Consider the following 26,736-nt stretch of genomic DNA (forward strand, 5'->3'; position numbering starts at 1 on the left):
TCAATCGAAAAAACAATGATGGTCAGATTGCCCGTGCTCTCATTCCCCGCGCTTAGCCACCACCGGGCAGCGCAAAAAGTGCCAATCACGAGCTGTCCCGGCTTGCTCCAGAGCCTGCGCTAGTCGGTCACTGATAAAAAAATACAACATTATGCGTTCGTCCCACCAAATGTCTGGCCCTTCCAGCGCAACGTCTGAGAAAGCCAACTGGTCATCTTCAGGATTAGGCATCAGAGTCCACAGATCCTGAGACTTGTAGACTTTCCGTGCGTTTGGTGAACGCTCCGGCAGGAAAGCGTTCTTTCTGTTGCCTTGGCTGAGATAGAAATACTCCCCCGGCACCGGCGTCACACGGTCAGGATACCAGAGCCGCGTTGGATAAAGCGCTCCCTTGCCGAGATCAAAATGGCGCAGCACATCCGCGCTCTCCTTTGAGACGAAGATGAAGCCATTGCAGAAAATTTGAGGAATACGTTTTCGGTGCGCGCCTTGGTCGTCGTCTTTCCGAGGATAGTTGGCCGTCGGAAAGCGCTCTCTTGGCAGGAAATGGCCGGTCGTTGTGAGTCTCATTGCTTCGACAACATTTGCAGGACTTCGGTCATCGTGTTCGTATGCTTCGAAAGGCCTCCAACCGCGCGAGTTCTCAGGCAAGTAGTGTCCTTGCACCAGCCAGATGCAGCTCGGTTCCGTTTTGTTCGCGGTACCGGGGTACGCCGTCATTTTTATCCTCCGTCGTCCTTATGAGGTCACGCTACTCTGACGCCGCCTCCATGTCAGGCGGACCAGACAACCCTATGACCGGACTAACTAACGAAGGACTCCCGACCCACCTATCGATCCAAAATCCATATATGCGGATGAAAACAAAAATCGCGCCACATTCGGAATGATGGGATGCTGATGGGCTCGACAATGCTTGGATTATTCGTCGCCGGGCACGCCGTAGCTTGGGGCCGCGGTCGGATCGATGGCGCGGGTGACGTAGTCTTCAAGCTGGGGCTTGTAGAGAGCCCAGAGGTCCGACAGGGCTCCGATCGGGTCGTCCTCGGCCCAGTCGACCCTGAGGTCCGCCACCGGCCAGCTCACGTTGCGGACCATGTAGAGACCGGCGGAATGAACCGGTCCGGCCTCGCCGCCGGCGGCAAGCCCGGCCTTCATGGCCGCGATCAGCCGGTCGCCGAGATCGCCTTGCGCCTCCGAATAGCCGGTGACCATGGCAGAGGGAACCGTGTCATTGGCAAGGAGATTTCCGGCAGCGGCACAATAGGGTCCCTGCGCGGTGGCGTGGATGCCAAGGGTGTGCTCACCGGAAAATGTCGCCGTCTGCCCGGTTCGGTCGAGGACGACCACCTGCCGCCAGTCCCTGGTCGGATAATCAGACAGAAGGATCTCCAGCGCCTTTTCCGCCCCGATGCCGCTTTCGAGCAAATCGAGCGCCTTCGGCCCCAGCGACGGGTCGGTGATGTTCTGCGAGGCGACGACGCCGGCACAGGCACGGGCATGGGAACAGCGCGCGGCGACGGCGGGAGAGGACGAGGATATGGCGATCCCCATCATTCCGGATCTCGGGCAGCAGGCGGAAATGGAGAAGGTCATGAAAGAGCCCCTGAACTATGCGTCGGGAATGACGGCGGTCACGTCGATCTCGACCAGCCATTCGGGACGCGCCAAAGCCGAAACGACGATCCCGGTCGAGACCGGATAAACGCCTTTCAGCCATTTGCCCACCACACGGTAGACGGCCTCCCGGTAGCGCGGATCGACGATGTAGATGACGATCTTGGTGATATGCGACAGTTCCGAGCCGGCTTCCTTCAACAGCATGTCGATGTTGGTCATGGCCTGTTCCGCCTGGGCGGTCACATCGCCGATGCCGACATTTTCCGTGGTGTCGAGATCCTGCCCGATCTGGCCGCGCACGAACACCATGGTGCCCCTGGCGACCACGACCTGGCAGAGATCGTTGTCGAGCTTCTGCTCCGGATAGGTGTCTTTGGTGTTGAAACAGCGGATGCGTTTATGGGCCATGGGTTTTCCGTCCGTCATGCGTCTTCCGTCTCCAGCTGAGGCGTGCGGGTGTAAGTCATGTAGCCGCGCTGCTTGGCGATGTGGTCGGCCACATATCCGGCGTCGTACCACACGCCCCAGATGAAGGAGGATCCGCGCCGGGTCTGCCAGGGCAGGCCGAGAAAATAGACCCCCGGCTCCTGCGAGACGCCGCGCTTGTGGATCGGCCGGCCCCGGTCGTCGAATGTGTCGACCTTCAGCCAGTCGTAGTCGACGGAAAAGCCGGTCGCCCAGATGATCGTGGTGATCCCCGCATCCGCCAGGTTCAGCTCAAGGATCGGGTTTGCGACACATTCCGGATCCGGATCGATCCTGCGCGCCTCGGGTTCTTCCGGCAGGTCCAGACCGTTGCGTTCGATAAAGGCATCGGCCTCGTCCAAAAGCGACAGGTAGTTGGCGTCCCCGCCTTCGATATTGGCCTTGAGGTCCGGTGCGAAACGCAAGGAGCCGTTCTCGTAGGCCTCGGTCCGGCCCAGAAGCATCATGCCCTTTGCGGCCAGTCGGCGGAAATCGACCGTGTGGCCGCCGTCGACGCCGCTGACCGCAATGGTCGTATGTTCCACGCCCGGCGTGGCTTCCGCGTCCCACTTGTTCAGGACCCCCAGCCACCAGACGAAGTCGCGGCCGCGATAGCTGCGCGGCGGGCGGTCGTGCGGGCCGACCGAGAGATAGACGCGCTTGCCCGCCTCAAGCAGTTCGGCCGCGATCTGCGCGCCGGATGAGCCGGCGCCAACGACCAGAACCGCGCCTTCGGCTAACTGGCCGGGATTGCGGTAGGCGGCGGAATGCATCTGGGTAATGCCGACCTCCGCGGGAACCATGTCCGGCATGACCGGGTGCTGGAACGCGCCGGTTGCCGCGATCACATAATCGGCCTCGATCGGGCCGTCCGACGTTTCGATGCGGAATCCGCGCCGACCGGTGTTGCGCCTGACTTCGGTCACTTCCACGCCACAGCGGATGGGCGCTGCGATCTGGTCCGCATAGGCGACGAAATAATCCGCGACATCTTCCTTCGCGACGAAAGCATCCGGGTCGCAATCGGGAAATTCCATGTTCGGGAACCGGTCATGCCAGGCCGGGCCGTTGGCGACCAGCGAATCCCAGCGTTCCGACCGCCAGCGCTCGGCGATCCGGTGCCGTTCCAGGACCAGATGGGAAATGCCGCATCTGCTCAGATGCTCGCTCATGGCAAGCCCTGCCTGGCCGCCGCCGACAACGAGCGCTTCTACCTTTTCAACCGTCATATCCGAGCCCCGTCCTGGCATTTCAATTGCCTTCGATGATGGCCGGATCGGTTGATTAGGTAAATTCTTTCTTTTCTATATTTTGCTTCAGAAAAAACTAAGCAGCAAGTTGATCGCTCACCCGGCCGAGCATGGCGCGGCAGGCTTCCATCTGATCGCGGGTCACGAACTCGTCCGGTTTGTGGCCCTGTTCCATGCTGCCCGGTCCGCACACCACCGCCGGCACGCCGAGCGTCGACGTGAACAGTCCGCCCTCCGTCCCGAAGGCAACCTTGATCGCCCGGTTGGTTCGGGAAAGGGAGAGTGCGTTCGAAACGGCGGTGCCGCCGGAGGAGGTATCGAGACCCGGATATTCGTTGAAGATCTCGATGTCGATGCCCGCCTTGGGAAACCGCTCCCTGGCCTTGGCGGAAATCCGTCCGGCGGACTCGAACAAGCGGTCCAGCAGGACCTTCGGATCGTCGGAGGCGATGTTGCGGATCTCGAAGGACAGTTTGCAGTGATCCGGCACGATGTTCAGCGCCGTTCCGCCATGGATGATGCCCGCATGAACGGTGGTGTAGGGAATGTCGTAGTCGTCGTCCCGGCTGCCGGTTTCCTCCAGTTCTCCCTGCAGGGCGCGGATGTCCTTCAGGAAGTCGGCGGCAAGGTGAATGGCGTTGAGCCCGGTCGGCGCCAGCGCCGAATGGGCGGCGATACCGCAACAGGTCGCATGGGCGCCGGTCTTGCCTTTATGCCCGGCCGCCACCTGCATCGAGGTCGGCTCGCCCACCAGCACCCAGTCCGGTTTCAGGCCGGCCTTGGAAAGCTCAGCCAGCATCGGGCGCACGCCGACGCAGCCGATCTCCTCGTCATAGGAAAGGGCGATATGCAGCGGCCGCGACAGGGGCTGGGTCTTTGCCGCCACCATCGCCTCCATGGCGCAGGCGACGAAGCCCTTCATATCGGTCGTGCCCCGGCCGTAGAGGCGGCCGTCCGCCTCGCTCATGCGAAACGGATCGCGGGTCCAGTCCTGACCGTCCACCGGAACCACGTCTGTATGGCCGGAAAGGACGATCCCTCCCGGCCCTTCCGGACCGACAGTGGCGAACAGATTGGCCCGGTCGCCCGTCTCCGACGGGTAGAGCCGGCTTTGAATGCCGTTTGTCTCAAGGAAGTCCGCAACGTAGCGGATCAGGTCGATGTTGCCGTCCCGGCTTACCGAGGGAAAGGCAATCAGGCGGTCGAGAATGTCGAATGCGGTGCTCATGGGCCCATTTGCCGACATTTCGCCCGATTTGGCCAGCTTTCTCCGGCCCGAGGGAGAGAGTGAACACGAAAACAGTCCCGCATACCCACTTCTCCCCGTCAAGGTCAGGGCATTCGCATATGGCAAGATCCAGCTCCCTCTCCCATTGGGAGAGGGTTGGGGTGAGGGGCTCAAACGTTGGAGAAATATGGAAAAGTCTGCCCCCTCACCCGGAGCTTCGCTCCGACCTCTCCCCCAGAAAACCTAAAATGGGGGAGAGGTAACATCGAGCGTGTGGCCAAAGATTTCGATCAAATGCGATTTTCCAACCCTCACGGGGAGAGGAAAACAAGCGGATAGGCCAGACTTGCAACACATACGCCGTGACACCACACACCAGCGATTAAAGCGTGGAAATCACTTCCGTAATGCTGTCCCGCAGGATGTCCGCCACCTCCCCGATCTGGCGTTCCGTCAGGATCAGGGTGGGAGACAGGATCAGGATGTTGCCGAGCGGCCGGGCGATCAGGCCGCGGGCCTGGGCGGCGCGGGCGACCCTCAGGCCGATGCCGTCTTCCGGCGCGAACGGTTCCTTCGTCGCCTTGTCCTTCACGAACTCGATGCCGACCATGAAATGGCTGCCGCGGACTTCACCGACGATGGACAGATCGTCGAGGCCGCGCAGGGCGCTTTCGAAGATCTTGCCGGTGGTGCGCACCTGTTCCGGCAGCTTGTCTCTTTCCATCAGCGCGATATTGGCCAGCCCGGCGGCGGCGGCGGCCGGGTGTCCGGAATAGGTCATGCCGTGCAGGAACAGCCCGCCCGGCCCGGAGATGACCTCGTGGATCTCGTCCGACACGATGGTCGCCGACATGGGCTGGTAGCCCGAGGTCAGGCCCTTGGCCGTGGTGATGATGTCGGGCGTCACGCCGAACACGTCCTGCGACGCGAAGAAATGGCCCAGGCGGCCGAAGGCGGTCACCACCTCGTCGGAGATGTACTTGATGTCGTTTTCCGCGCAGACCGCGGCCATGCGGGCGTGATAGCCTTCCGGCGCCACGATGACGCCGCCGGCGCCCATGATCGGCTCGGCGATGAAGGCGGCGATGTTTTCCGCGCCGATGTCTTCGATGGAGGTCTTCAGGTCCTCCACAAGGGCATCGAGGAATTCCGCCTCGCTCATGCCGTCGCCCTCGCGCCAGTAGTGCGGCGAGCGCAGATGATGGACCAGGTCGTTGGCGCCGTCCCAGCCGACCGAATAGAGCGGCGTCGTCATGGCGATCGCGAGATGGGTCGAACCGTGATAGGCGCCGATGCGGCTCAGGATCTTCTTCTTGTTCGGCCGCCCGAGACGGTTGTTGTAGTGGTGCAGCATCCGCACCGCGCTGTCGTTGGCGACAGATCCCGAATTGCCGAAATAGACCTTGTTCAGGTGGCCGGGCGCCAGGCTTGCGATCTTTTCCGCAAGGGCGGCGGCCGTCGGGTGGGTGAAATTGTAGAAGGTCGAATAAAAGTCCAGCTCGTTGAGCTGCTGGGTGATCGCGTCGATGATTTCCTTGCGCCGGTGGCCCGCGTTCACGCACCACAGGCCGCCGATGCCGTCGATCAGCTCGTTGCCCTCGCTGTCGCGGACCATGGCGCCGTCGGCGCCGACGATCACGGTGCGCGCGCCGTTCTGTTTCAGGGCATTCAGGTCGGCGAAGGACTGGATCAGATGGGTATCTGCCGTCAGCACCGCGTCGGTGGTCATGTTCAGATCAAGTTTCATCGGTTCTCCCGACCTCCCTGTAGTCTTGGCGTTGAAGTGAAAGCAGTTCCGGAGCGATGTTGTCGACCGGGGCGAGGTCGGCGACCAGAAGCGCCTCGCCTTGTCCGGCGGAGGCGAGCACCCGGGCATCGGGGCCGACGATGACGGAGTGACCGCCATAGGTCACATCGCCCTCGGTTCCGCAGAAATTGGCATAGACGATTGTCAGGCGCATTTCCGCCGCCCGCGCCGGCACAAAAGCGGTCGACACGTGCTCGAACCCTTTCGGATTGGCGGTCGGCACCAGAACCAGGGTGACGCCCTGTTCGGCCAGCGCAATGCAGTGCTGCGGAAATTCCACGTCGTAGCAGATCATCAGCGCGGTCTTGTGGCCGTAGAGATCGAACACCGTATAGGCATCGCCGTAGGAAAAGCTGGCGCGCTCCATCGGTCCGTAGAGCTGGATCTTGCGGTAATGGGCGAGCTGCGCGCCCGTGTCGTCGAAACAGGTGGCCGCGTTATAGACCTTGCCGTCGGCGGCCTCCGCCCAGCCGATGGTCAGGCCGCAGCCGGTCTGTTTGGCAAGGGCGGACAAACGCTGTGTCCAGGCCCCGCCCAGAGGCTGGGCGAGGCTTTTGTGCAGGTCCGGCCGGTTGTAGCCGGGCAGGAAGACTTCCGGAAACACAGCCATGCGCGCGCCCGCCAGGGCGGCGGCCGACAAGTGTCGTTCGATGCGGGCAAAGCCTGCCTCGATATCGCCGCCGATCGCCGGTCCCTGGTAAAGCGCGAGTTTCATGGCTGTCGATCCGCTTACTTCTTCAGGTTGGTCCAGATGGCGTCGTAGAGAACCTGGGTTTCCTGCGGGCAGGCCTCCACGAAGACGCCCTTCTGGCCTTCCGGCGGATTGGATTCCGGTGAGTTCTTGACTTCCGGATCGAGGTACGGATCGACGCCCTTCACGCCCGAGATGTACTGGGCGTAGTTGGTCACCGCCGCGGCATTTTCCGGCTCGAGCAGGAAGTTCATGAACTTCAGCGCGTTTTCCCGGTTCGGCGCGTCCTTCAGGAGAACGACGTTATCCATCCACACGATGTAGCCTTCCTTCGGGAAGGCGTATTCGATGTTGGCACCTTCCGCCCGCGCCTTGGCGGAGAAGCCGGACCAGATCATGCCGGCCGCCGCATCGCCGGAGACGAGAACGTCCTTGGCGACATCCGAGCCGAAGGAGGCCCAATCCGCCTTGGCGTCGATCACCAGCTTGTTCAGCGCTTTCAGCTGGTCGCGGTCGGAGGTGCACTGGGGAATGCCCAGGTAGAGCGAGGCGAGGGTCAGGGTCTCGCCGGCGGTGTCGAGCACGTTGATCTTGCCCTTGAGCTCTTCCGGCGGATCGAAGATCACCGACAGGCTGTCGATCGGTCCCTTGTAGATGTCGCGGTTGACGGAATAGGACGTCGATCCCCACTGGTAGGGGATGGAGCTTTTCCGGCCCGGATCGAAGGAAACATCGACCCACTGTTCCTGGATGTTGCCGAAGTTGGACAGCTCGGACGGTTCGAAGGTGTCGAGCATGCCTTCGTTGTTCAGGATCTTGACCATGTAGTCGCCCGGAACGGCCACATCGTAGGAACCGAGCTTGCCGGCCTTCAGCGCCGCCAGCAGGGCCTCGTTGCTGTCGAAGGTGTCCATGGTCACCTCGACGTCGTATTCCTTGGCGAACTTGTCGAGCAGTTCCTGCGGAATGTACTCGAACCAGTGATAGATCGAGAGTTTCCCTTCGGCCTGCGCCGCGCCGGTCAGGGCCAGAAGCGCCAGGGACGTCGTCATCAGAAGCTTTTTCATGTCTTGCTCCACTCTGGTTGGCTGTTGTTTTGTTTAGTTTTCTTTTGCTTTGTTTTGCCCGGCCCGGCCGATCAGCCAGGACAGGGAGACGAAAATCACCGATATGCCCAGCATCAGGGTGGAAATGGCCATGATGTTGGGCTTGATGCCCTGCTTCACCGATCCGAAGATCGCCGTCGGCAGGGTTTCGACGCCGGCTCCCTTGACGAAATTCGTGATCAGGAAGTCGTCGAGCGAAATGATGAAGGCGAGCAGGAAACCGGACAGGATCCCGGGCGTCATCAGCGGCAGCAGCACCAGCTTGAAGGCTTCCCTCGGCGTGGCGTAGAGATCCATTGCCGCCTGCTCGTACATGTCCGGAATGCTCTGCATCCGTGCCGAGATCGGCAGATAGGCGAACGGGATGCAGAAGACGATATGGGCGACCAGGATCGTCATCAGCCCGGTGGTGAAGCCGATCGCGGTGAAGAACACCAGGCTCGCCACCGCCGTGACCACTTCGGGAACCATCAGCGGCAGGCTGATCAGCGCGAAACTCAGCGTCTTGCCCTGGAACCGGCCGGTCCGGGTCATGGCGACGGAGGCAAGGGTGGCGATGGCCGTCGCGACGATGGACGCGATTATGGCAATGACGAAGGAATTGATCGCCGCCTGCTGGAACTTCGGCGCTTCCGGACCGGTGAAGACGTCAACGTACCAGGCCAGCGACGTGCCGCCCCACTTGGTGATCGAGGTCGAGGCGTTGAAGGAATAGACGGCGACCACGATCAGCGGTGCGTAGAGAACGATCAGGCACAGGATCGTGATCGTCAGGAAGCCCGGGAAGCGGCGGAGGTCGGTCTTGGCTGCCATCTCACGCCCCCTTGTTCTGGTTGCGGGCATAGACGAGCAGCACCGCCATGACGATGGTCAGCAGGATCGTCGAGGCCGCGGCGCCGAAGGGCCAGTTGCCGGCAGCGCCCTTGAACTGTTCCTCGATCAGCGAGCCGATCATGAAGGTCTTGGCGCCGCCCAGAAGATCGGGCGCGAGAAAGGCGCCGAGGGAAGGAACGAAGACCAGAATACAGCCGGCGACGATCCCCGGTTTCACCACCGGCAGGATGACCAGCCGCAGGGTGGTCCAGACGCCGGAATAAAGATCGGCCGCCGCCTCGGAGAGGGCGAAGTCATACCGTTCCACCGCCGCATAGATCGGCAGCACCATGAACGGCAGGTAGCTGTAGAAAAGCCCGAGCTGGACGGCGAAATTCGTGTTGATCAGCCCGAGCGGTTCGGAAATGGTCCCGGTCCACAGCAGGAACTCGTTGAGGGGGCCTGTGTCGCGGATGAGGAATTTCATCGACACGGTGCGGATCAAGAGGTTCACCCAGTAGGGCACGGTCACCAGGAACAGCCAGACGGAGCGGGTCTTCGGGTCGCGGGTCGCGATGAACCAGGCGGTCGGAAACCCGATCAGCAGGCAGGCGATGGTGGCAAGCCCCGCCTGCCAGATCGAGCGCCAGAAGATGCCGATATAGGTCCACTCGATGGTCGGCGGCTCGTCGCCGAACAGGCCCCGGTCGAAGAAGAACTGATCGTAGGCAGCAAGCGAGAATTCCCAGATCACGCCGCCGCGGAATTCCTTGGTGAGAAACGAATAGATCGCCATCATGGCGACAGGCGCGAGCAGGAATACGCCGATCATCATCCAGGCCGGAAGCATCAGTTTGAGGCTGTTGCCGCGATAGATGTTGGAGGCGGACCCCTCGCCCATCGGCGCGCCGGCCGCCATCAGTCGGCGAGCAGGCGCGCGGCGCCTGCCTCCAGCTTGAGACCGATGGTGGCACCGGTTTCGGGAACCGCCGTCGTCTCGGAATTCTGCAGCCGGACGGTCATCCTCTCGCTGTCGGCGAGGCGGACCTGAAGGTGGATGTCGGTGCCGAGATAGACCTGGCCCTCGACGGTGGCATCGAGATCGCCTTGTCCCTGTCCGCACAGGCTGATGCGTTCGGGCCGAACCGACAGATGGCCCTTGCCGGGATCCACAACGGCCGCGGCCGGGCAGGTGAAGCCGTGCCCGCCGGGCAGCAGGATCGCCGCCATACCGTTTTCAACGGAGCGGACTTCGACATCGAGCAGGTTGGTCTCGCCGATGAAGTCTGCGACGAAACGGTTGAGCGGGGTCTCGTAAATTTCCTTGGGCGAACCGATCTGCTGGACCCGGCCGTCCGACATCACCGCGATCCGGTCCGACATGGTCAGCGCTTCTTCCTGGTCGTGGGTGACGAAGATGAAGGCGATGCCGGTTTCCCGCTGCAGGGCCTTCAGTTCCATGCGGACGGCCTGGCGCAGTTTCAGGTCCAGCGCCGACAGCGGTTCGTCGAGGAGAAGCACCTGGGGCCGTGGGGCGAGCGCGCGGGCAAGGGCGACGCGCTGCTGCTGGCCGCCGGAAAGCTGAGCGGGCCGGCGTGTGGCGAAGTCGCCGAGCTGCACCAGCTGCAGCACCTGGTCGGCGCGGGCACGAGACTCCTGCTTCGACCAGCCGCTGCGCAGCAGGCCGAACATCACGTTTTCGGTGACGGTCATGTGCGGGAACAGGGCGTATTGCTGGAAGACGGTGTTCACCGGCCGCTTGTGCGGCGGCAGGCCGGTGATGTCGGCGCCCTTCAGCCGGATGGCGCCTTCGGTCACCTCCTCGAAGCCGGCAATGGAGCGCAGCAAGGTGGTCTTGCCGCAGCCGGATGGTCCGAGCAGGGTGAAGAACTCGTTCTCGCGGATATCCATGGAGACGCCGTACAGGGCAGTGATCGGGCCATATCGCTTGACCACCTTGTCGATACCGACCGCTATTTCGGTGCTGGCCATGGACGCCTCTTCTCTGATACCCCTGAGTTGGTGAGTGAAACCGTAAATCGGCACAATGTGGGGGGTATATACCCCCAAGGAGGTATGTCCGATGGAACTTCCGAATTCAGCGGAAAAGCATCTGGGAGCGGCCATATCCGCTCTGGCGACCGACCAGTTCGAAACCAAGCTGTACCAATGGCTTATCCGGTGTTTTGAGATCGATAACACGACCATGCTGGCCTATTTCCAGAACAGGGCGCCGGAGGTGCTGTTTACCCAGGCGGTTGAAAAACGGGTCCATGAAAAGCTTGAAACCGACTATATCCCGGGGGCCTATCTGCTGGATCCGTTCCACGCGCTGCATGTCGAAAACGCCCCGCCCGGGCTTTATCGGCTGAAGGGGATCGCGCCGGACCAGTTTCACCGCAACGAGTATTTCGCCGCCTATTACCAGCGCACCACCCTGATCGACGAAATGGCCTATATCGCCTATCCGGCGGAAGGGGTGTCGGTGCATATCTGCCTTGGCCGGGACGTGACCTCCAGCCGGCGCTTTTCCGTGCGCGATGTTCAGAAGGCGGAACGCATCGCCCCCATTGTCTGCGGCCTGATCGAACAGCGCTGGTCCGGCCTGCAATCAAGCGGCGATTTTCGCGACGAGGATCTGACCGACCACCTGATCTCGGCCATGACGCAGGAGCACGGCGTCTCCCTTAGTCCGCGACAGGCGGAAATCGCATTGCTGATCCTGCGCGGCCATTCTTCCGTTTCGATCGGCCTGCGCCTCGGCATTTCCGCGCAGACCGTCAAAGTGTTCCGCAAACAACTTTATCGCAAATGCGGGATTTCATCGCAGGCCGAGTTATTTTCCCTGCTCATGCCCTTGCTGACCTTTCACGAAAACGACCGCTGAGACGTCCTGGGTCTAGTTGATATTTGCAGTATTTCCATCCGCATTGCGGCTGTTGTCTTTCCCGGACGTTGCTGCAGGGTGTCCGGGCACAATCGCAGGAAAAGCCAGTGCCGGGGAATCCCCCTGAATTCTTCGGGGAACCCAGAGGAAGTAAAAATAAACAAATCAGTTTAATTAATGAAATGTAGCGTAAATATCAATCATCGTGAAAAATAACAATAAATGAATAAGTGAAATCATGTATTTATTCAATTTCGTGTTAATAAATACAGTTTAATCTAATTTCATGTCTGTTGTTGAGGCACCGATATGGTTGAAGCATTTGACGGTCGTTTTGCAGAGCTGACGGAGGCTTTTACGAAGCGGCTTACTTCTGAGCTCGACATGCTCGAAAAATTCGGCCGCGAGCTGGAACGCAGTGCCGTGGATCCGGGCATGTTCGACCAGGTTTCCCACCTGGTTCACAGGTTGGCCGGATCGAGCCGTGTCTTCGGGTTTGGTGAACTGACGGCTCCCGCGCAGGAAGTGGAAGCGCTGATCGCAAACAAGGCGGACCCGGAACGCATAGCTCAGCGAACGCGGCAACTCGCTGAGGACATTCGCCGATCCATCAACTCCTGATGCTGCGGTCGGGGCAATTTTTCGTGCTTTTCGGGGTGGTCATATGACATTGATTTCAATGGTAAAATCAGAAAATTCCGGATCGAAAACTGTTTCAGGTGTCCCGAAAATAGGTGCCGTCCGAGCCGAAAGAAAACGCATCTACCTGTTCGATCGGGATCCCCATTTGACGGACCTGAGCCAGAAGTTGAGAAGTCTCGGATACGAGGTTGCCTGCAGTCCCGGCGGCGGCGAGAACTGCCTTGCCGCGGTGATTCATGAAAAAGCGGATCCGGAGCTTGAACTGGCGGCGTCCCTGATCGCGGACCACAAGGTCATTGTCCTTTGTGAAAACAAGAACTTCGATTTCAGGATCAAAGCAGCTCGCCTCGGTGTCTCCGCTCTGGTTCAGCTTCCGGTCGATCTCATTGAGCTGGAAGGCTGGTTTTCGGACTTCGACCGCAATCAGCAGGTCGAGTCGAAAGTCTTGATCGTTGATGACGACGACATCGTCGCCGAAGCCTATGCCTTTGCCCTCCAGGAGCGGGGCCTGAGGACCGAAACCCTGTCCAATCCATTGAGGACCGGACAGGTCGTGGACGATTTCTGTCCCGATCTGATCGTCATGGATCTGGACATGCCCGAGGCGAACGGGCTGGATGTGGCCAAGGCCCTGCGACTGTCGCGGCCGAACCTCTCCCTGCCGATCCTGTTCCTGTCCGCTGAACGGAACGAAGAAATCCAGCATGAGGCCCGGCAGATCGGCGGTGACGATTTCATCACCAAGCCGGTCGATCTCGCCACCCTGACCGACAAGATCTGCATCCGTGTCTCCCGGGCAATGGAACTGCGCAAGATCATGGAGCGCGACAGCCTGACCGGTCTGCTGAACCACGTGAATTTCAAGGAACGTCTGGCATCGGAAGTCGGTCGTTCCAGGCGAACCGGCGCGCCGATGGCCGTGTGCCTTTTGGACCTGGATCACTTCAAGGCGGTCAACGACACCTTCGGCCATCAGGTCGGAGACAGGGTCATTCAGATGTTCGCCAACTGCCTGACCGGGTCCTTGCGCAGCGTCGATGTGATCGCACGCTACGGCGGTGAGGAATTCGGCCTGATCCTGCTGGACGCGACCCCCGAACAGGGCGCGCGGGTTCTCGACGGGATTCGGAGAAGTTTTTCCAACTTTCTGTTCGATACGGATGAAGGTCCTCAAACGGTGACCTTCAGCGGCGGTGTCTGCGGGCTGGATGATGCCGCAACGGTTGAAGGCTTGCTGGGGGCGGCCGATGCGGCGCTTTACGAGGCCAAGAGGCAGGGTCGGAACCGGATCGTTCTGCACTCGCAAGCCGAAAATCCGTAAGCGGGGCCATTTTCCCTGCGGGGGGGGACAGTACGATGAAACCAGGTTTTTCTTTTGAAAACGAACCGGAGGCGCAGGGCCGGCCACGACGCTTGTTCACGATATCCATGCAGGGCAGGATCATGCTCCTGGCCTTTTGCTGCGTGATTGCCAGTACCCTTGTCATCGGCTCGATTGCCTACAATCGAATTCGGCAGGCGACATTCGACCAGGCGGAGGAAAGACTGGCGGGTCATACCAAGTTGATGGCTCAAAGGTTCCGGCTCGCCTATCGGGACATAGAGGAGGATCTTTTCGCCCTTTCGACCACGCCGCCCATTCGGGGAATCATCCGGGCAACCGCAAACGGCGGCATTGACCCCTATGACGGATCGTCGCTGGAAAGCTGGCGGTCCCGCCTGTCGGCGATCTTTGCCTCGATCATGCGTAATCGCCCGAGCTATTTCCAAATGCGCTTCATTGGCGTTGCCGATCAGGGCAGGGAAGTCGTCCGTATCGACCGGGTCGAAAATGGAGAGAGACCGACGCCGGCCAGTCTGTTGCAGCAAAAATCAGGCGAGCCATATTTCATCAGGGCAATGGACGGTGCCTCGGGAAAGGTGCTGTTTTCCGATGTGACCTATAATCGGGAATTCGGCGGCGTGGATCCCCGGCAGATCCCGGCAATTCGCGGGATGCTGCCGATCGACCGGGCGGACGGGACCCGCTTCGGCTTTCTCGTAATCAACGTCGATTACGAAAGTATGCTGCGGTCGACGTTCGAGGAACTGGCGCCGACAACCAATACCTTTGTGGTCAACGGTTCCGGCGACTACATGCAGTATCAAGGAGACGGTTCTTCGATAGAACATCCCTTGGAGCTTCATGACGCCTACACCAGGCAGATGCCCCGATTTGTGGCTGAAACGCTTCGGTCTTCGAAGCAGGAGGGGTTGATTCACGGCGTCGACAATGTGGCCTTTTTCGTCAAGGAAGACGGCAATGTCGGTGCATCGGATTTTGTTTCGGTCATTTTACAGGTGACTGACGAAGAGCTCTACCGGGACGCGCGGAAGACCCGCAGGGATGTGGTGCTGACCGGCATTGTGTTGATATTGGCCTGTCTTTCGGTTTCCGTTCTGATCGCCCGGGCGATGATGGTGCCGCTGAACCGTCTGGTCGGTCTTGTCCGCAGCCTTGATGATCACGAATTGCTTGCAAAGCTGCCTGTCGATCGTGGGGATGAGGTCGGCGACCTCGCCCGCTCCCTGAAGGAACGGACACAGGCGCTGATTGCTTCGGAAGCGCGCGCGGGCGCCATTGTCGACAACGTTCTGGACGGTCTGCTCCTGATCGGTGAGAACGGCATTGTCGAACGCTTCAATCCCAGTTGCGAGCGCATCCTCGGCTACAAGGCCGAGGAGGTTATCGGCAAGAATGTCTCCATGTTCATGGAGGCCCCCTTGGCGGCGGTGCATGACGGATTCCTGAGTCGGTATGTCAGCGGCGCGCCAAGCGGTTTCATCGATACCAGCCGCGAGGTGGTCGCCATTACCCGCTCGGGAGAAAAAATTCCGATCGAACTGGCAATCAGCGCCTTGCGGCTCGACGGTGCTGTCAAATTCAGCGGTGTCATCCGGGATATTCGCGACCGCAAGGAAATGGATCGTCTGAAGGCGGAGTTCGTGTCCACGGTCAGTCACGAATTGCGTACGCCGCTCACCTCCATCCGCGGTTCTCTTGGACTGATCGAACGGCTGATGCCTGAAGAACTGTCCGATTCCTTCCGTCAGATGGTGCATCTGGCGCGCAAGAACACCGAGCGTCTGATCGTGCTCGTCAATGACATCCTCGATTTCGAGAAACTCTCCGCCAACAAGATCGAATACGACATGAGCACGACAGACGTGCACGCGGAGTTGAAACAGGCCGCCGACCTCAATGCCGGATATGCGGAACAGCATGACGTTTCGATCGACCTTCGACTGGCGGAGGAGCCGCTTCTGGTATCGATTGATGTCAACCGGCTCCAGCAGATCCTTGCGAACCTGATTTCCAACGCCGTCAAGTTTTCGGAATCCGGGAAAACCGTGGTTATCCGGGCTGAAAGGATTGGCGGATATGTTCGTATATCCATCATCGACTCCGGACAGGGAATCCCGGAAGACTTCAAGAAAAACCTTTTTACGCCCTTTGCTCAGGCCGACGGGACATCGAGCCGGGAAAAGAGTGGCACCGGCCTCGGCCTGGCGATTACGAAACGGTTTGTCGAGGGGATGAACGGAGCGATCGACTTCACCAGTCAGGAAGGCGAGGGAACCACCTTCCGCATCGAATTTCCTCTGGCGGAAGCCAACGCCCTGATGGACGCTCTCGAAAGAGAGGATGGCGACGCCCGGCTGGTGGGGCTCCATATTGAAGACGACACGGACTTCTATGAAGTCCTGGCCGCCAGTGTCGCGGAGGATATCCTGCTGGTTCAGGCCCGGACCCTGGACGAAGCCCGGCGGCGGATCGCGGTCGATTATTTCGATGTTCTGATCATCGACATTTCCCTTGAGGATGGAAACGGTCTGGAGATCCTTGACGATCTGGGCGGTGTGGAAGGGATGGTGGTCGTCGTCCTCACCGCTCTCGATGTACAGATCGATGATCCCCGGGTGGATCTGAACGTGGTCAAGTCGCGAAGCCGGCCCGGAGATTTGCCTGAGATGCTGCGGGACCTCACGGATCGGAAAATCCGGAAAAAGGCAGTCGCCTCCTGACTTCGGCCAATGTGAAACCGGGGCGATGGCTCCGGCGAACCGATCTGCGTGTCATCCGGTCGTTTGCAATGCGGCGAAAGGCGGCCCGCCAAACGCGGTCCGGGCTTATCCGATTCTTTCCAGGATCTGTGTGACGTCGTCTGCAAAGGAGATCGGCTCGAAAGGTTTGGCGATCGTGCCGAGAGCGTCCAGCTCGGAAAGGGTTTTCAACTCGTTGGGTTGTGTCTTCGCCGTGACGAAAATCACCGGAATATCGGCGGTTTCCGGATTGTCCTTCAACTTTACGCGCGTCGTCGGTCCGTCCATAACCGGCATCATCACATCCAGCAGGATCACGTCCGGTTTCCAGTCCGCGGCGATGTTCAGCCCTTCGGCCCCGCTGGATGCATGCTGGGCGTCGAATGCATCGTTCAATTTCAGACACATGACGGCAATGGTGCCGATGTCCTCGTCGTCATCGATATAAAGTGCTTTCAGTGGCATGTGGCAGGGTTCCGTATGTCTGAAGGGTGGCTTTGGTCAGGCGGCGGCTCTGCCGGTCTGGTGGCGGGCCTTGATGGCACTCGCCAACTGGTCGAGCCCTTCGGTCACCTCTCCGCTCGCATCGTCGAGCTTCTTCAGGGCGTCCAGCATGGCTGTGTGATCCTGTGCCTTTGCTGCTTCGAGCGCCAGCTTGGCGGATGCGTGTACCACCTGGTGCGGGTTGACCAGCGACTGGAACGCCGGAAGGGCGCGGATGCTTTCATCGGTAATCTGGTCGTACCATTTGCCCAGTCGGCAATGGTGATGGTCCGGAACATCGGCCACGTTCCAGTTGTCGGCACCCAGACAGGTATCGATTATGCGTTTCTTGAACAATGCGTGGTCGATTTTGGCCATGTAGCACAGTCCGACATCGGACTGGGGGTCGAACAGCTGGTCGGCATTGGCCTTGAACTGGTTGGTGCTCGAGGTCATTGCCGATGCAATGATCTTCACATACTCGTTGCTGTCGGCGGCGAGGTTAGCCACGTCGCTGATGCTGAGCGCGATTTCGCCACTGGCTTCCTTCTGCTGGGACAGCACGCCGGCGATTTCCGACATCCGGCCCGAAACGCTTTCGACCTGCTGTGCGAACCGGTCGATCTGCTCGGAGGTACGGGCGATCGCCTCTTCGCTTTCCTCGACGGCTTCGGTGGAGGTTTGCATGTTGGTCTGGATCGCCGACATGCCCTCTCGCAACGCGGCAATGCGCCGGGCAATATCATCGGTGGACTGAGCCGTCTGGGTTGCCAGCTGCTTGACCTCGGAGGCCACGACGGCAAAACCCTTGCCGGCTTCTCCGGCGCGCGCCGCCTCGATCGTGGCGTTCAGCGCCAGCAGGTTGGTCTGCTGTGCGATCCCTTCGATCACACTCAGCATCTGGCCGATCTGGTCGGAGGCTTCGGAAAGCTCGTCGACACTGCTGGATGTTTCATGGACGGCCCGGGCGATGTTGGACACAACGGACGACAACTGGCCGATCGCTGTTCGTCCGTTTGCGACGGAGGAGTTGCTGTCCTGTGCTTCCTGCGCGGCATTCTCGCTGGAGGAGGCGATGCTTTCGACCGAGGAAACGAGTTCTGTCGCCGCCGAGGAAATCGTCTGGCCGTTGTTTGCCACGTCGTTCGAATTCCGTTGCAGGAACGCCAGCTGCAGGATCACCTTGTTGATATCCGTGACCGAGTCGGCGAGCTTGCCAAGGCTGTCGGTCTTGTTCTCCCGCGCATCGTTGAGAGTTTTCAAGACCAGTGCTTCTTCATAACCGGTCTGCGACGCGGCCATGTCGGAGAACAGCCGGAAGATCAGCGTGCAAAGAACGCCTTCCAGCTCACCCTTGCGGAAGCGATGCCTGCGGACGAGTTCCGGCACCAGTTTCATCAGGACCCAACCGTAGGCGCTGATATACCAGACCGGCGACAGGCCGGCGTTCAGGTGTGTCTTGCCGATCTCCTTGGACTTTTCCAGGGTAAGGGGCGACAGCTCGTCCTTGAAAAGTGCCTCCCAGTGATTGAGCTGGGCGGATCTGGCCGATGTAACCTTACCGGTATCCGGAAAAAACTCCGCCGCCGGCGAGGCCATGATGCGAGCATAGAATTCATCGAGAATATCGGGGAGCTTACCGGCAACGCTTTTTCTCATTTCGGCGGTCCGCTCCCGCTCCGACATTGCGGACGACAGGAATTTCAGTGCGGCATCGCTGGCATTTTCCATCGGCATTCCCCCATTTCACGGTCTCGGCTTCGAAGCCGGTACAATGCGTGTTCACTCTCTCGAGAAGCGCTTGAGAGAAGGAAGTCACCCGAGTCTAGTCATTCTAAATATAATAAATAATTACTTTGAGTAACTAAAGGAGTATTGGATATTACTTAGGTTGATTATCAGTATAAATAACAATATTTATTATTCCTGGATATAAGATGTCGAGGTGAATAAGGCGCGATTTTGTCAAAGAATTTTGCAACAAAATTTGGAAAAAGGTGAGATGCGGGTTGCATGGCCTGTTGCCGGTTATCGTGCCGGGTCGTCTTCGGACGTCGCCAAATTTGCCTCTGATTAAAAATTCGCCTTGACCACAGGCTCGGCAGTTCCCTACGATTTCTTGACCAAATGGTCAGACGAATTGCCCGCGCGAAAAAGCAAAAAGAGTGCGGGCGTCGGAGGACCGGAGCGGATAGGCTGCCGATGGCGCGCGCGTTCATGACGGCAGGGGCAGAAGGCTCTCGTTCGCTTCGTTGGTCTTGAAAGTTTCCAGAGAAGGGGCCGGTCGGCCCCGACGAAAGAGGAGTAGGGGAATGGCATTGAAGGCTTTGAAAGCTCTGGCGGTTGCATCCGTATTCGGCGCAACGGTCATGGCGGGTGCTGCACATGCGGCCGATGAGCTCACGCTTCAGCTGAAATGGGTCACCCAGGGTCAGTTTGCCGGTTATTACGTGGCAAAGGACAAGGGCTTTTACGAAGAGGAAGGCCTGGACGTCACGATCAAGCCGGGCGGCCCGGACATTGCTCCGCCGCAGGTGATCGCAGGCGGTGGCGCGGACGTGATCATCGACTGGATGCCGTCGGCTCTTGCCAGCCGCGAAAAGGGCGTGCCGCTCGTCAATATCGCCCAGCCGTTCAAGAAGTCGGGCATGATGCTCACCTGCCGCAAGGACACCGGCATCACGTCGCCGGAAGACTTCAAGGGCAAGACCCTGGGCGTCTGGTTCTTCGGCAACGAATATCCGTTCCTGTCCTGGATGAGCCACCTCAACATGCCGACCGAAGGCGGAGCTGATGGCGTGACCGTCCTGAAGCAGGGCTTTAACGTCGACCCGCTGCTGCAGAAGCAGGCGGATTGCATCTCCACCATGACCTACAACGAATACTGGCAGGTGATCGACGCCGGTATTCCGGAAGAAGACCTGATCGTCTTCAAGTATGAAGACCAGGGTGTCGCCACGCTGGAAGACGGCCTTTATGTGCTGGAAGACAGCCTCAAGGACCCGGCCATGGTCGACAAGCTCGCCCGGTTCGTGCGCGCGTCCATGAAGGGCTGGGCCTATTCGAACGAGAATCCGGACGAAGCCGCCGAGATCGTTCTTGAAAACGACGCCACCGGCGCCCAGACCGAAAAGCACCAGAAGCGCATGGTCCGCGAGATCAACAAGCTGGTTGACGGCTCCGACGGCAAGCTCGACATGGCCGCTTACGAGCGCACCGTGAAGTCCCTGCTGGCCGGCGGTTCCGATCCGGTCATCACCAAGGAGCCGGAAGGCGCCACCACCACGGTCGTCACCGACAAGATGTAATCCGGTCCACAGGATCTGGTTAAGGGAAAGGGCGCTCCTCGGGGCGCCCTTTTCATTTTGACGCCCGAAACGGTTGCGCATGATCCGTGCTTGCGCCACTCCTTTGTCATTGACGGAAAAAGGGGCGGAGTTTGGCAGCCAAGAAAGCCTGTGTGCTGGGCGGATACGGATTTATCGGCGCCGGCTGCATCCGCGCCCTCAAACGTGCCGGCTACGAGGTCACGGGCATTGGCCGGTCCCTGGCGGCGGGCCTTGCCAGCGATCCGGATATTGCCTGGCTGGAGCGCGATATTGCCCGCACCGATGCGGCAACCTGGAAACGGGACCTCGCCGACGCGGATGTGGTGGTCAACGCCTCCGGCGCCCTGCAAGACGGCGCACGCGACAGCCTGAAGGCCATCCATGAGACCGCGATCGCGGAACTGATCGCGGCGCTGAACGGCTCTGATACCCGCTTTATCCAGATCTCCGCCGCCGGCGTTGCCGAAGATGCATCGACGGATTTCTTCCGGACCAAGGCTTCTGGAGACGCCTTGATCGCCGCATCGGACCTGAACTGGATCGTGCTCCGGCCCGTTCTGGTGATCGGGCCGGAGGCCTACGGCGGCACCGCCTTGCTGCGCGCAAGCGCCGCCATGCCGGGGGTGGGGTTTGCCATTCGATCCGGCGTGCCCGTCCGGACCGTCTTCGTCGAAGATCTCGCCGAGGCGGTGGTTCAGGCGGCAGGCGGCGAGCTTGGTGTCCGGTTCATTGCCGACATAACCGAAGATCAGTCCCGAAGTTTCGGAGAACTCACGACAAGGATCAGGGCCTGGCTCGGCTACAAGCCCTGGCGGTCCATGTTGCCGGTCCCGGATGCCGTGATCAGTCTGACAGGCAAGGGCGCGGATGCCCTCGGCTGGCTCGGCTGGCGCTCGCCCTTGCGCACCAATGCCTTGAAGGCGCTGGCGGGGGGCATTGTCGGCGATCCGTCGGAATGGAAGAAGCGCGGCGGCCGTCACCTGCGCGGCCTGGACGAGACTCTACAGGCCATGCCCGCAACTCCGCAGGAAAGGATGTTCTCGCGGCTCTATCTGCTGCTGCCCGCGGCGATCGCGGTCCTGTCCCTGTTCTGGATCCTGTCCGGCCTGATCGGTTTTTTCAGCTTCGGTGAAGCGGCAGCCGTCCTGACGGACAAGGGCGTTTCCGGTTTTCTTGCCGGGACGGCGGTTCTGGGCGGCTCGGTGATCGATATCGGTCTTGGATTTGCGATCCTTGTCCGCAAATGGACCCGGCCGGCAAGCCTTGGAATGGTCGCGGTCTCGCTGGCCTATCTCATCGGCGGCAGTTTCATCGCGCCGGACCTGTGGGCGGATCCGCTGGGACCTCTGGTCAAGGTTCTGCCGGCGATGATGCTGGCCCTCTTCCCGGCGCTTTTGCTGGAGCGGCGATAATGGTCTACGAGCTTTTGCGGTTTGCCCATGTCATCGGCGCTTGCGTGTTGCTTGGAACCGGCGCGGGCATCGCGTTCTTCATGGTGATCTCCAACCGGTCGCAGGATCCGGCCCTGATCGCCCATACCGCCGGGATCGTGGTGCTGGCCGACACGGTCTTCACCGCGACCGCGGCGATCTTCCAGCCCGTCACCGGCGTGCTTTTGGCGAACATAACCGGCTATCCGGTCCTGGAGGGCTGGGTGGCCGTCTCCCTCGGCCTTTATGTCTTCGTCGGCGCGTTCTGGCTGCCGGTGGTCTGGATCCAGATCAGGCTGCGGCGCCTTGCAGCTTCCGCCCGGGACGCGGGAACCGCGCTGCCGCCCGCCTATCACCGGCTCTACCGGATCTGGTTCGCCTGCGGCTTTCCGGCGTTTATTGCCGTCCTGGCCATCATCTGGCTGATGCTGACCAAGCCGGATATCTGAAAGCCCGTCATTCGGCTGTAACGGAAGAACGAAAGGCAAAACATGGCGTTGAAAATCGTTCGGCGACTAATCCCGGATTGGGGCACGACCTATGGCCCGCCGGGGGACGGGCCTTTTCCGGCCGTGATGATCTTTCACGGATCGGAAGGTGCCTATTCGGGGTGGAGCCATCGCAATGCCGTGTTGCTGGCGGCGCACGGCTTCCTTGCCTTCCCTTTCGGCTATTCCAGGGGCGGCAACGCCTGGAACGCAGGCAGTATCGAGGATGTGCCGCTGGATCGTACCGTGGAAGCGCTTGCCGCCCTTCGCGCCTTTCCGGCTACGGGCGGCAAAGTGGCTTTCTACGGTGTGTCGCGCGGAGCAGAGCATGCGCTTCTTCTGGCCTCGCTGATGGCGCGCGATGGCCTGGAAGGCATGCCGGACGCCGTGGCCGCTCATAGTCCGCCGGACGTCGTCTGTGGTGCTTTCGATGCGCGACGGCATCGTGATGCCGGGGATCCTGGCTGGCAATCCTGGGATCCGGCACAGCGTGCATGGTCCTGGCGCGGTTCCACCGAAGATCTGCTTCCCACGCAACCGATCGAGATCGAGCGCTATAACGGGCCGATCTTCCTCAGTCACGGGACCGCCGATCGCGTCTGGTCGGTCGAGATGACCCGCAGGTTATCGGCCCGATTGGAAAAGAATGGCCGAAATCCCGAGGTCCATTATTATGACGGACAGGATCACATCCCCGGCAGCGCGTCCGAGAACGAACACCACGAACATCTCGTTGCCTTCCTGGAACGGCATTTATCGATTGAACCCTGAAAGGCTTCAAGCCGGAATTCAGAAAGCGTCACATGTCCATTGAAAACTGGATCGCATTCACGATCGCCTGCATTGTCCTGACCCTCATTCCGGGTCCCAGCGTTCTTCTGGTGATCGGTCAGGCCCTGACCAGGGGCAAAAGAGCCGCGATGATGTGCATTGCCGGGGATCTGATCGGCAGCATCGTCTTGATGTGTCTGTCCTTCATGGGGGTCGGCGCGATCCTGGCGGCGTCCGCCGTGCTCTTTCAGGCGGTGAAATGGGCAGGCGTTCTGTATCTGGCCTTTCTTGGATACCGGCAGATCGCCGACAGCCGGAAGGATGCGTTTGAACTTCCCGGACCTGAGACTGTGTCCACAGGATGGGGAAGTCTCTGGGCCGGGGCCGTCACGGCCGTCCTGAACCCCAAAGCGATCGTCTTCTACATGGCCTTCCTGGCGCAGTTCATCGACCCGGCGGGCAGTTTCGCACAGCAGGTGGTCATCCTGACGGTGACATCCACCCTTGTGGTGGCTGTTCTGCTCTCGGCTTACGCCATGATCGCCACCCGCGCCCGTCGGGCCTTCCAGAGCAGAGCGGCACGAAGGAAAATCGGCTATGCCGGAGGCACATTCCTGCTGGGCGGCAGCGTCTTGATGGCGACCACACGTTAGCAGGCTGTGAAAACCGCCGGACAGGCGTGAAAAAGCCCTCCTCCCGGTGGCGGGGGAGGAGGGCCGAAGTCGGCTTCGGGCAAGCGGTCGAAGCCGGGTCTTGCGGGAGGTTATTCGGCTGCCTGGACGGCCATCGGGTTGTTCGGATGGGTCGTCCAGTTGGCGTAGTTCGGATCGACGGTCTTGCCCGTGCGCGGGTCGGTGCTGCCGGCGGCCATGGGTTCCATGGTGATGCAGTTGTCCACCGGGCAGACGTTGACGCACAGGTTACAGCCGACGCATTCGTCGTCCATCACCTCGAACTTGCGCACGCCGTCGACCATGTTGGTGATCGCCTGGTGCGAGGTGTCCTCGCAGGCGATGTGGCAACGGCCGCACTTGATGCACAGATCCTGATCGATCTTCGCCTTGGCGATGTAGTTGAGGTTGAGATGCTGCCAGTCGGAGCAGTTCGGAACGGCCCTTCCGACCACTTCCGAGACGGAGGAATAACCGGCGGTTTCCATCCAGTCCTTCAGGCCCTCGATCATGTCTTCCACGACCTTGAAGCCATAGGTCATCGCCGCGGTGCAGACCTGCACGTTGCCGGCGCCGAGGGAGATGAACTCGGCCGCGTCGCGCCAGGTGGTCACCCCGCCGATGCCGGAGATCGGCAGGTCGGCGAGCGCCGGATCGCGGGCGATTTCGGCGACCATGTTGAGCGCGATCGGCTTCACCGCCGGTCCGCAATAGCCGCCATGGGCGCCCTTGCCGTCGATAACCGGGCTCGGGCACATGTTGTCGAGGTCGACGGAGACGATGGAGTTGATCGTGTTGATCAGCGACACCGCGTCCGCGCCGCCGTCCTTGGCAGCCTGGGCGGGCTTACGGATATCGGTGATGTTCGGCGTCAGCTTGACGATCACCGGCATGCGCGTGTGCTTCTTGCACCAGCGGGTGACCATCTCGATATATTCCGGTACCTGACCGACAGCGGAACCCATGCCGCGTTCGCTCATGCCGTGCGGACAGCCGAAGTTGAGTTCCACGCCGTCGGCTTCCGTGTCCTCGACCTGTTTCAGGATTGCGACCCAGTTGGCTTCCTCGCAAGGCACCATGAGCGAGACGACCAGGGCTCGGTCCTTCCAGTCGCGCTTGACGCGCTTGATTTCCTGGAGGTTCACCTCCAGCGGCCGGTCGGTGATCAGCTCGATGTTGTTCAGGCCGATGAGCTGCCGGTCCTTGCCGTGGACGGCCCCGTAGCGCGGGCCGTTGACGTTGACGATGGGGTCGCCGTCGCCAAGCGTTTTCCAGACGACGCCGCCCCAGCCGGCCTTGAAGGCGCGGACGACGTTGTATTCCTTGTCGGTCGGCGGCGCGGAGGCCAGCCAGAACGGGTTCGGCGATTTGATGCCAACGAATTCGGATCTCAGATCAACCATGACGGGATCTCCAAAAAGAACTTAAGCGGAAAGGGCGCGGTGGATCGATTCGGCGGCGATCTTGCCGTCCTCGACTGCCGTGACCGTCAGGTCCTCGCCACCGTGTGCGCAATCGCCCCCGACCCAGACATTTGAAACGGAGCTTTTGTTGCCGTCGAAGCGGGCAAGCGTCGTGCCGTCGAGTTCGAGGTCTTCCGTTTCGGCATCCATCCATTGACCGATGGCGACGAACACCTGGTCGGCCGCGATTTCCAGGGTTTCGCCGGTCGGCACCAGATTGGACCCTTCCTGGCGCGTGTATTCGAAAACGATCGCTTCCGCCGCATTGTCGCCTCTGATCTCGGCGGGACGGGCGTTGAAGACGAGATGAACCCCGTGGCTTGCCGCGAGGTCCTGCTCGTAACGGCTGGCGGCCATCTGCTCGCGGCCGCGCCGATAGACCAGCGAGACTGTGCGGGCGCCGAGGAGTTTCGACTGAACCGCGGCGTCGACCGCGGTCATGCCGCCGCCGATCACGACAACATCCTGTCCGATGGGCAGGCCGGAAAGGTCTTTCGACTGGCGGAGGCGTGCGATGAAGTCGATTGCGGATTCGACGCCCGGCAGGTCGGCCCCCGGAATGGACAGCTTGGAAGCCGCCGGCAGGCCGATGCCGATGAAGACGGCGTCATATTCCTGGCGGAGACCGTCGACCGTAATGTCACGGCCAAGCATCTGGCCGAGGCGCAGTTCGATGCCGCCGATATCCATCAGCCAGTTGATTTCGCGCTGGGCGAAATCCTCGGTCGCCTTATAGGCGGCAATACCGAATTCATTCAGGCCGCCCGGTTTTTCGCGCGCTTCGTAAACCACGACGTCATGGCCATGGGCGGCGAGGCGATGGGCGCAGGACAGACCGGCCGGGCCGGCGCCGACGACGGCGATCTTCTTGCCGGTCGCGGCAGCCCGGCTGAACGGCTGCGGCAGACCCCGGTGCATGTAGGTGTCGGTGGCGTAGCGCTGCAACTCGCCGATCTTCACCGGCTTGCCTTCCGCGTCATTGCGCACGCAGGCCTGTTCGCAAAGGGTTTCCGTCGGGCAGACGCGGGCGCACATGCCGCCCAGGATGTTCTGTTCGAAAATCGTCTTCGCCGATCCGGTCGGATTGCCGGTCGAGATCTGGCGGATGAATTGCGGGATATCGATGCCGGTCGGGCAGGCGTTCATGCACGGCGCGTCGTAACAGAAGTAACAACGGTCGGCCTCGACCTGGGCTTCATGCGGGTCGAGCAGTGGGTGCAGGTCGCAAAAATTCTGGTCCAGTGCGTCCTTTGACAGTCGCCCTGCGGCGATGTCCGGCGCGGAAGTCGTCTCGGTCATATTGATCTCCGGAAGGAGTGGCGATCGTTCAATTTGCCGCCTCTTTCATTGGGTGAAGAGGCTGTCATCCGGCATTGGAAAAAAATTTGAACAAATAGTCAAATATTTTCCAAGTCCTTGAAAATATGAGAAAAAAACTCATGAAATAAGAGTGCGATATTTCAATCGGTTATCGCCAGAATGGGCATATGCAAAAAAGTAAGGCAGGCG

At 60.5% G+C, this 26,736-nt stretch carries 24 protein-coding genes; 9 read left to right on the forward strand and 15 right to left on the reverse strand.

The features are described from left to right. Positions 1–39: 39 nt before the first annotated feature. The 11 genes from ACN0SO_RS14705 to ACN0SO_RS14755 form a co-directional block, all read right to left on the reverse strand. Positions 40–720: a hypothetical protein gene (locus tag ACN0SO_RS14705; protein ID WP_417678975.1), complete on the reverse strand. Its 681-nt coding sequence runs from the start codon at positions 718–720 to the stop codon at positions 40–42. 201 nt (positions 721–921) lie between these two features. Further along, positions 922–1,596 carry a DUF1028 domain-containing protein gene (locus ACN0SO_RS14710; RefSeq protein WP_417678977.1) on the reverse strand — a complete coding sequence of 225 codons (675 nt, stop codon included), beginning with the start codon at positions 1,594–1,596 and terminating at the stop codon, positions 922–924. Positions 1,597–1,611: 15 nt separating this feature from the next. After that, entirely contained in the window at positions 1,612–2,028 is a 417-nt protein-coding gene (locus ACN0SO_RS14715) for a RidA family protein (RefSeq protein ID WP_417679361.1), read from the reverse strand. Positions 2,029–2,042: 14 nt separating this feature from the next. Next, positions 2,043–3,314, reverse strand: coding sequence for a flavin-containing monooxygenase (locus tag ACN0SO_RS14720; RefSeq protein WP_417678979.1), 1,272 nt, complete (start codon positions 3,312–3,314; stop codon positions 2,043–2,045). 97 nt (positions 3,315–3,411) lie between these two features. Continuing rightward, positions 3,412–4,563, reverse strand: coding sequence for an acetylornithine deacetylase (gene argE / locus ACN0SO_RS14725; protein WP_417678981.1), 1,152 nt, complete (start codon positions 4,561–4,563; stop codon positions 3,412–3,414). Between the two features lie 382 nt (positions 4,564–4,945). Further along, complete coding sequence (locus tag ACN0SO_RS14730) at positions 4,946–6,310, reverse strand: aminotransferase class III-fold pyridoxal phosphate-dependent enzyme (protein ID WP_417678983.1); 1,365 nt, start codon at positions 6,308–6,310, stop codon at positions 4,946–4,948. Continuing rightward, on the reverse strand, positions 6,300–7,085 hold the full coding sequence (locus ACN0SO_RS14735) for a carbon-nitrogen hydrolase family protein (protein WP_417678985.1): 786 nt from the start codon (positions 7,083–7,085) through the stop codon (positions 6,300–6,302). Before ACN0SO_RS14735 ends, ACN0SO_RS14730 begins: the two co-directional genes overlap by 11 nt. Before the next feature lie 14 nt (positions 7,086–7,099). After that, a complete protein-coding gene (locus ACN0SO_RS14740) occupies positions 7,100–8,128 on the reverse strand; it encodes an extracellular solute-binding protein (protein ID WP_417678987.1) in 1,029 nt (342 codons plus the stop codon). A 33-nt stretch (positions 8,129–8,161) separates the two neighbouring features. Continuing rightward, positions 8,162–8,980 (reverse strand): ABC transporter permease, encoded by an 819-nt coding sequence (locus ACN0SO_RS14745; protein ID WP_417678989.1) that lies wholly within the window; start codon positions 8,978–8,980, stop codon positions 8,162–8,164. Position 8,981: 1 nt separating this feature from the next. Beyond that, entirely contained in the window at positions 8,982–9,899 is a 918-nt protein-coding gene (locus ACN0SO_RS14750) for an ABC transporter permease (RefSeq protein ID WP_417678991.1), read from the reverse strand. Continuing rightward, positions 9,899–10,972 carry an ABC transporter ATP-binding protein gene (locus ACN0SO_RS14755; protein WP_417678993.1) on the reverse strand — a complete coding sequence of 358 codons (1,074 nt, stop codon included), beginning with the start codon at positions 10,970–10,972 and terminating at the stop codon, positions 9,899–9,901. Before ACN0SO_RS14755 ends, ACN0SO_RS14750 begins: the two co-directional genes overlap by 1 nt. A 91-nt stretch (positions 10,973–11,063) precedes the next feature. On the opposite strand from ACN0SO_RS14755, the gene ACN0SO_RS14760 reads away from it, so the two are divergent. The 4 genes from ACN0SO_RS14760 (at position 11,064) to ACN0SO_RS14775 (ending at position 16,574) form a co-directional block, all read left to right on the forward strand. Beyond that, positions 11,064–11,867 carry a helix-turn-helix transcriptional regulator gene (locus ACN0SO_RS14760; protein ID WP_417678995.1) on the forward strand — a complete coding sequence of 268 codons (804 nt, stop codon included), beginning with the start codon at positions 11,064–11,066 and terminating at the stop codon, positions 11,865–11,867. A gap of 309 nt (positions 11,868–12,176) precedes the next feature. Beyond that, entirely contained in the window at positions 12,177–12,488 is a 312-nt protein-coding gene (locus tag ACN0SO_RS14765; RefSeq protein ID WP_417678997.1) for an Hpt domain-containing protein, read from the forward strand. A 166-nt stretch (positions 12,489–12,654) separates the two neighbouring features. Next, entirely contained in the window at positions 12,655–13,830 is a 1,176-nt protein-coding gene (locus ACN0SO_RS14770; RefSeq protein ID WP_417678999.1) for a diguanylate cyclase, read from the forward strand. Positions 13,831–13,865: 35 nt separating this feature from the next. Then, positions 13,866–16,574, forward strand: coding sequence for an ATP-binding protein (locus ACN0SO_RS14775; protein WP_417679001.1), 2,709 nt, complete (start codon positions 13,866–13,868; stop codon positions 16,572–16,574). 105 nt (positions 16,575–16,679) lie between these two features. Here the strand turns inward: ACN0SO_RS14775 and ACN0SO_RS14780 are convergent, their stop codons facing one another. Then, positions 16,680–17,057: a response regulator gene (locus ACN0SO_RS14780; protein WP_417679003.1), complete on the reverse strand. Its 378-nt coding sequence runs from the start codon at positions 17,055–17,057 to the stop codon at positions 16,680–16,682. 36 nt (positions 17,058–17,093) lie between these two features. After that, complete coding sequence (locus ACN0SO_RS14785; RefSeq protein ID WP_417679005.1) at positions 17,094–18,806, reverse strand: methyl-accepting chemotaxis protein; 1,713 nt, start codon at positions 18,804–18,806, stop codon at positions 17,094–17,096. Between the two features lie 638 nt (positions 18,807–19,444). Here ACN0SO_RS14785 and ACN0SO_RS14790 point away from each other — a divergent pair. From ACN0SO_RS14790 to ACN0SO_RS14810, 5 genes are all read left to right on the forward strand, one after another. Further along, the gene (locus tag ACN0SO_RS14790) at positions 19,445–20,383 is read left to right on the forward strand and encodes an ABC transporter substrate-binding protein (protein ID WP_417679363.1); all 939 of its coding nucleotides are present in this window, start codon (positions 19,445–19,447) and stop codon (positions 20,381–20,383) included. A gap of 131 nt (positions 20,384–20,514) precedes the next feature. Next, complete coding sequence (locus tag ACN0SO_RS14795; RefSeq protein WP_417679007.1) at positions 20,515–21,816, forward strand: SDR family oxidoreductase; 1,302 nt, start codon at positions 20,515–20,517, stop codon at positions 21,814–21,816. Then, a complete protein-coding gene (locus ACN0SO_RS14800; protein WP_417679009.1) occupies positions 21,816–22,283 on the forward strand; it encodes a DUF2269 family protein in 468 nt (155 codons plus the stop codon). Before ACN0SO_RS14795 ends, ACN0SO_RS14800 begins: the two co-directional genes overlap by 1 nt. A 42-nt stretch (positions 22,284–22,325) precedes the next feature. After that, on the forward strand, positions 22,326–23,093 hold the full coding sequence (locus tag ACN0SO_RS14805; protein WP_417679011.1) for an alpha/beta hydrolase family protein: 768 nt from the start codon (positions 22,326–22,328) through the stop codon (positions 23,091–23,093). 32 nt (positions 23,094–23,125) lie between these two features. Next, positions 23,126–23,746, forward strand: coding sequence for a LysE family translocator (locus tag ACN0SO_RS14810; protein ID WP_417679013.1), 621 nt, complete (start codon positions 23,126–23,128; stop codon positions 23,744–23,746). Positions 23,747–23,856: 110 nt separating this feature from the next. On the opposite strand, the gene preA is transcribed toward ACN0SO_RS14810, so the two are convergent. Together preA and ACN0SO_RS14820 are read right to left on the reverse strand one after the other, a co-directional pair. Then, positions 23,857–25,167 (reverse strand): NAD-dependent dihydropyrimidine dehydrogenase subunit PreA, encoded by a 1,311-nt coding sequence (preA, locus tag ACN0SO_RS14815; protein WP_417679015.1) that lies wholly within the window; start codon positions 25,165–25,167, stop codon positions 23,857–23,859. Positions 25,168–25,188: 21 nt separating this feature from the next. Beyond that, positions 25,189–26,526 (reverse strand): NAD(P)-dependent oxidoreductase, encoded by a 1,338-nt coding sequence (locus ACN0SO_RS14820; protein ID WP_417679017.1) that lies wholly within the window; start codon positions 26,524–26,526, stop codon positions 25,189–25,191. Positions 26,527–26,736: the final 210 nt, after the last annotated feature.

It is taken from the genome of Roseibium sp. (genome assembly GCF_048260565.1).
Classification (GTDB): Bacteria; Pseudomonadota; Alphaproteobacteria; order Rhizobiales; family Stappiaceae; genus Roseibium.

Bases quoted from the DNA above. Each gene is read 5' to 3' on its own strand.
- ACN0SO_RS14705 (WP_417678975.1), bottom strand. From the start codon at position 720: ATGACGGCGTACCCCGGTACCGCGAACAAAACGGAACCGAGCTGCATC.
- ACN0SO_RS14710 (WP_417678977.1), bottom strand. From the start codon at position 1,596: ATGACCTTCTCCATTTCCGCCTGCTGCCCGAGATCCGGAATGATGGGG.
- ACN0SO_RS14715 (WP_417679361.1), bottom strand. From the start codon at position 2,028: ATGGCCCATAAACGCATCCGCTGTTTCAACACCAAAGACACCTATCCG.
- ACN0SO_RS14720 (WP_417678979.1), bottom strand. From the start codon at position 3,314: ATGACGGTTGAAAAGGTAGAAGCGCTCGTTGTCGGCGGCGGCCAGGCA.
- argE (WP_417678981.1), bottom strand. From the start codon at position 4,563: ATGAGCACCGCATTCGACATTCTCGACCGCCTGATTGCCTTTCCCTCG.
- ACN0SO_RS14730 (WP_417678983.1), bottom strand. From the start codon at position 6,310: ATGAAACTTGATCTGAACATGACCACCGACGCGGTGCTGACGGCAGAT.
- ACN0SO_RS14735 (WP_417678985.1), bottom strand. From the start codon at position 7,085: ATGAAACTCGCGCTTTACCAGGGACCGGCGATCGGCGGCGATATCGAG.
- ACN0SO_RS14740 (WP_417678987.1), bottom strand. From the start codon at position 8,128: ATGAAAAAGCTTCTGATGACGACGTCCCTGGCGCTTCTGGCCCTGACC.
- ACN0SO_RS14745 (WP_417678989.1), bottom strand. From the start codon at position 8,980: ATGGCAGCCAAGACCGACCTCCGCCGCTTCCCGGGCTTCCTGACGATC.
- ACN0SO_RS14750 (WP_417678991.1), bottom strand. From the start codon at position 9,899: ATGGCGGCCGGCGCGCCGATGGGCGAGGGGTCCGCCTCCAACATCTAT.
- ACN0SO_RS14755 (WP_417678993.1), bottom strand. From the start codon at position 10,972: ATGGCCAGCACCGAAATAGCGGTCGGTATCGACAAGGTGGTCAAGCGA.
- ACN0SO_RS14760 (WP_417678995.1), top strand. From the start codon at position 11,064: ATGGAACTTCCGAATTCAGCGGAAAAGCATCTGGGAGCGGCCATATCC.
- ACN0SO_RS14765 (WP_417678997.1), top strand. From the start codon at position 12,177: ATGGTTGAAGCATTTGACGGTCGTTTTGCAGAGCTGACGGAGGCTTTT.
- ACN0SO_RS14775 (WP_417679001.1), top strand. From the start codon at position 13,866: ATGAAACCAGGTTTTTCTTTTGAAAACGAACCGGAGGCGCAGGGCCGG.
- ACN0SO_RS14780 (WP_417679003.1), bottom strand. From the start codon at position 17,057: ATGCCACTGAAAGCACTTTATATCGATGACGACGAGGACATCGGCACC.
- ACN0SO_RS14785 (WP_417679005.1), bottom strand. From the start codon at position 18,806: ATGGAAAATGCCAGCGATGCCGCACTGAAATTCCTGTCGTCCGCAATG.
- ACN0SO_RS14790 (WP_417679363.1), top strand. From the start codon at position 19,445: ATGGCGGGTGCTGCACATGCGGCCGATGAGCTCACGCTTCAGCTGAAA.
- ACN0SO_RS14800 (WP_417679009.1), top strand. From the start codon at position 21,816: ATGGTCTACGAGCTTTTGCGGTTTGCCCATGTCATCGGCGCTTGCGTG.
- ACN0SO_RS14805 (WP_417679011.1), top strand. From the start codon at position 22,326: ATGGCGTTGAAAATCGTTCGGCGACTAATCCCGGATTGGGGCACGACC.
- ACN0SO_RS14810 (WP_417679013.1), top strand. From the start codon at position 23,126: ATGTCCATTGAAAACTGGATCGCATTCACGATCGCCTGCATTGTCCTG.
- preA (WP_417679015.1), bottom strand. From the start codon at position 25,167: ATGGTTGATCTGAGATCCGAATTCGTTGGCATCAAATCGCCGAACCCG.
- ACN0SO_RS14820 (WP_417679017.1), bottom strand. From the start codon at position 26,526: ATGACCGAGACGACTTCCGCGCCGGACATCGCCGCAGGGCGACTGTCA.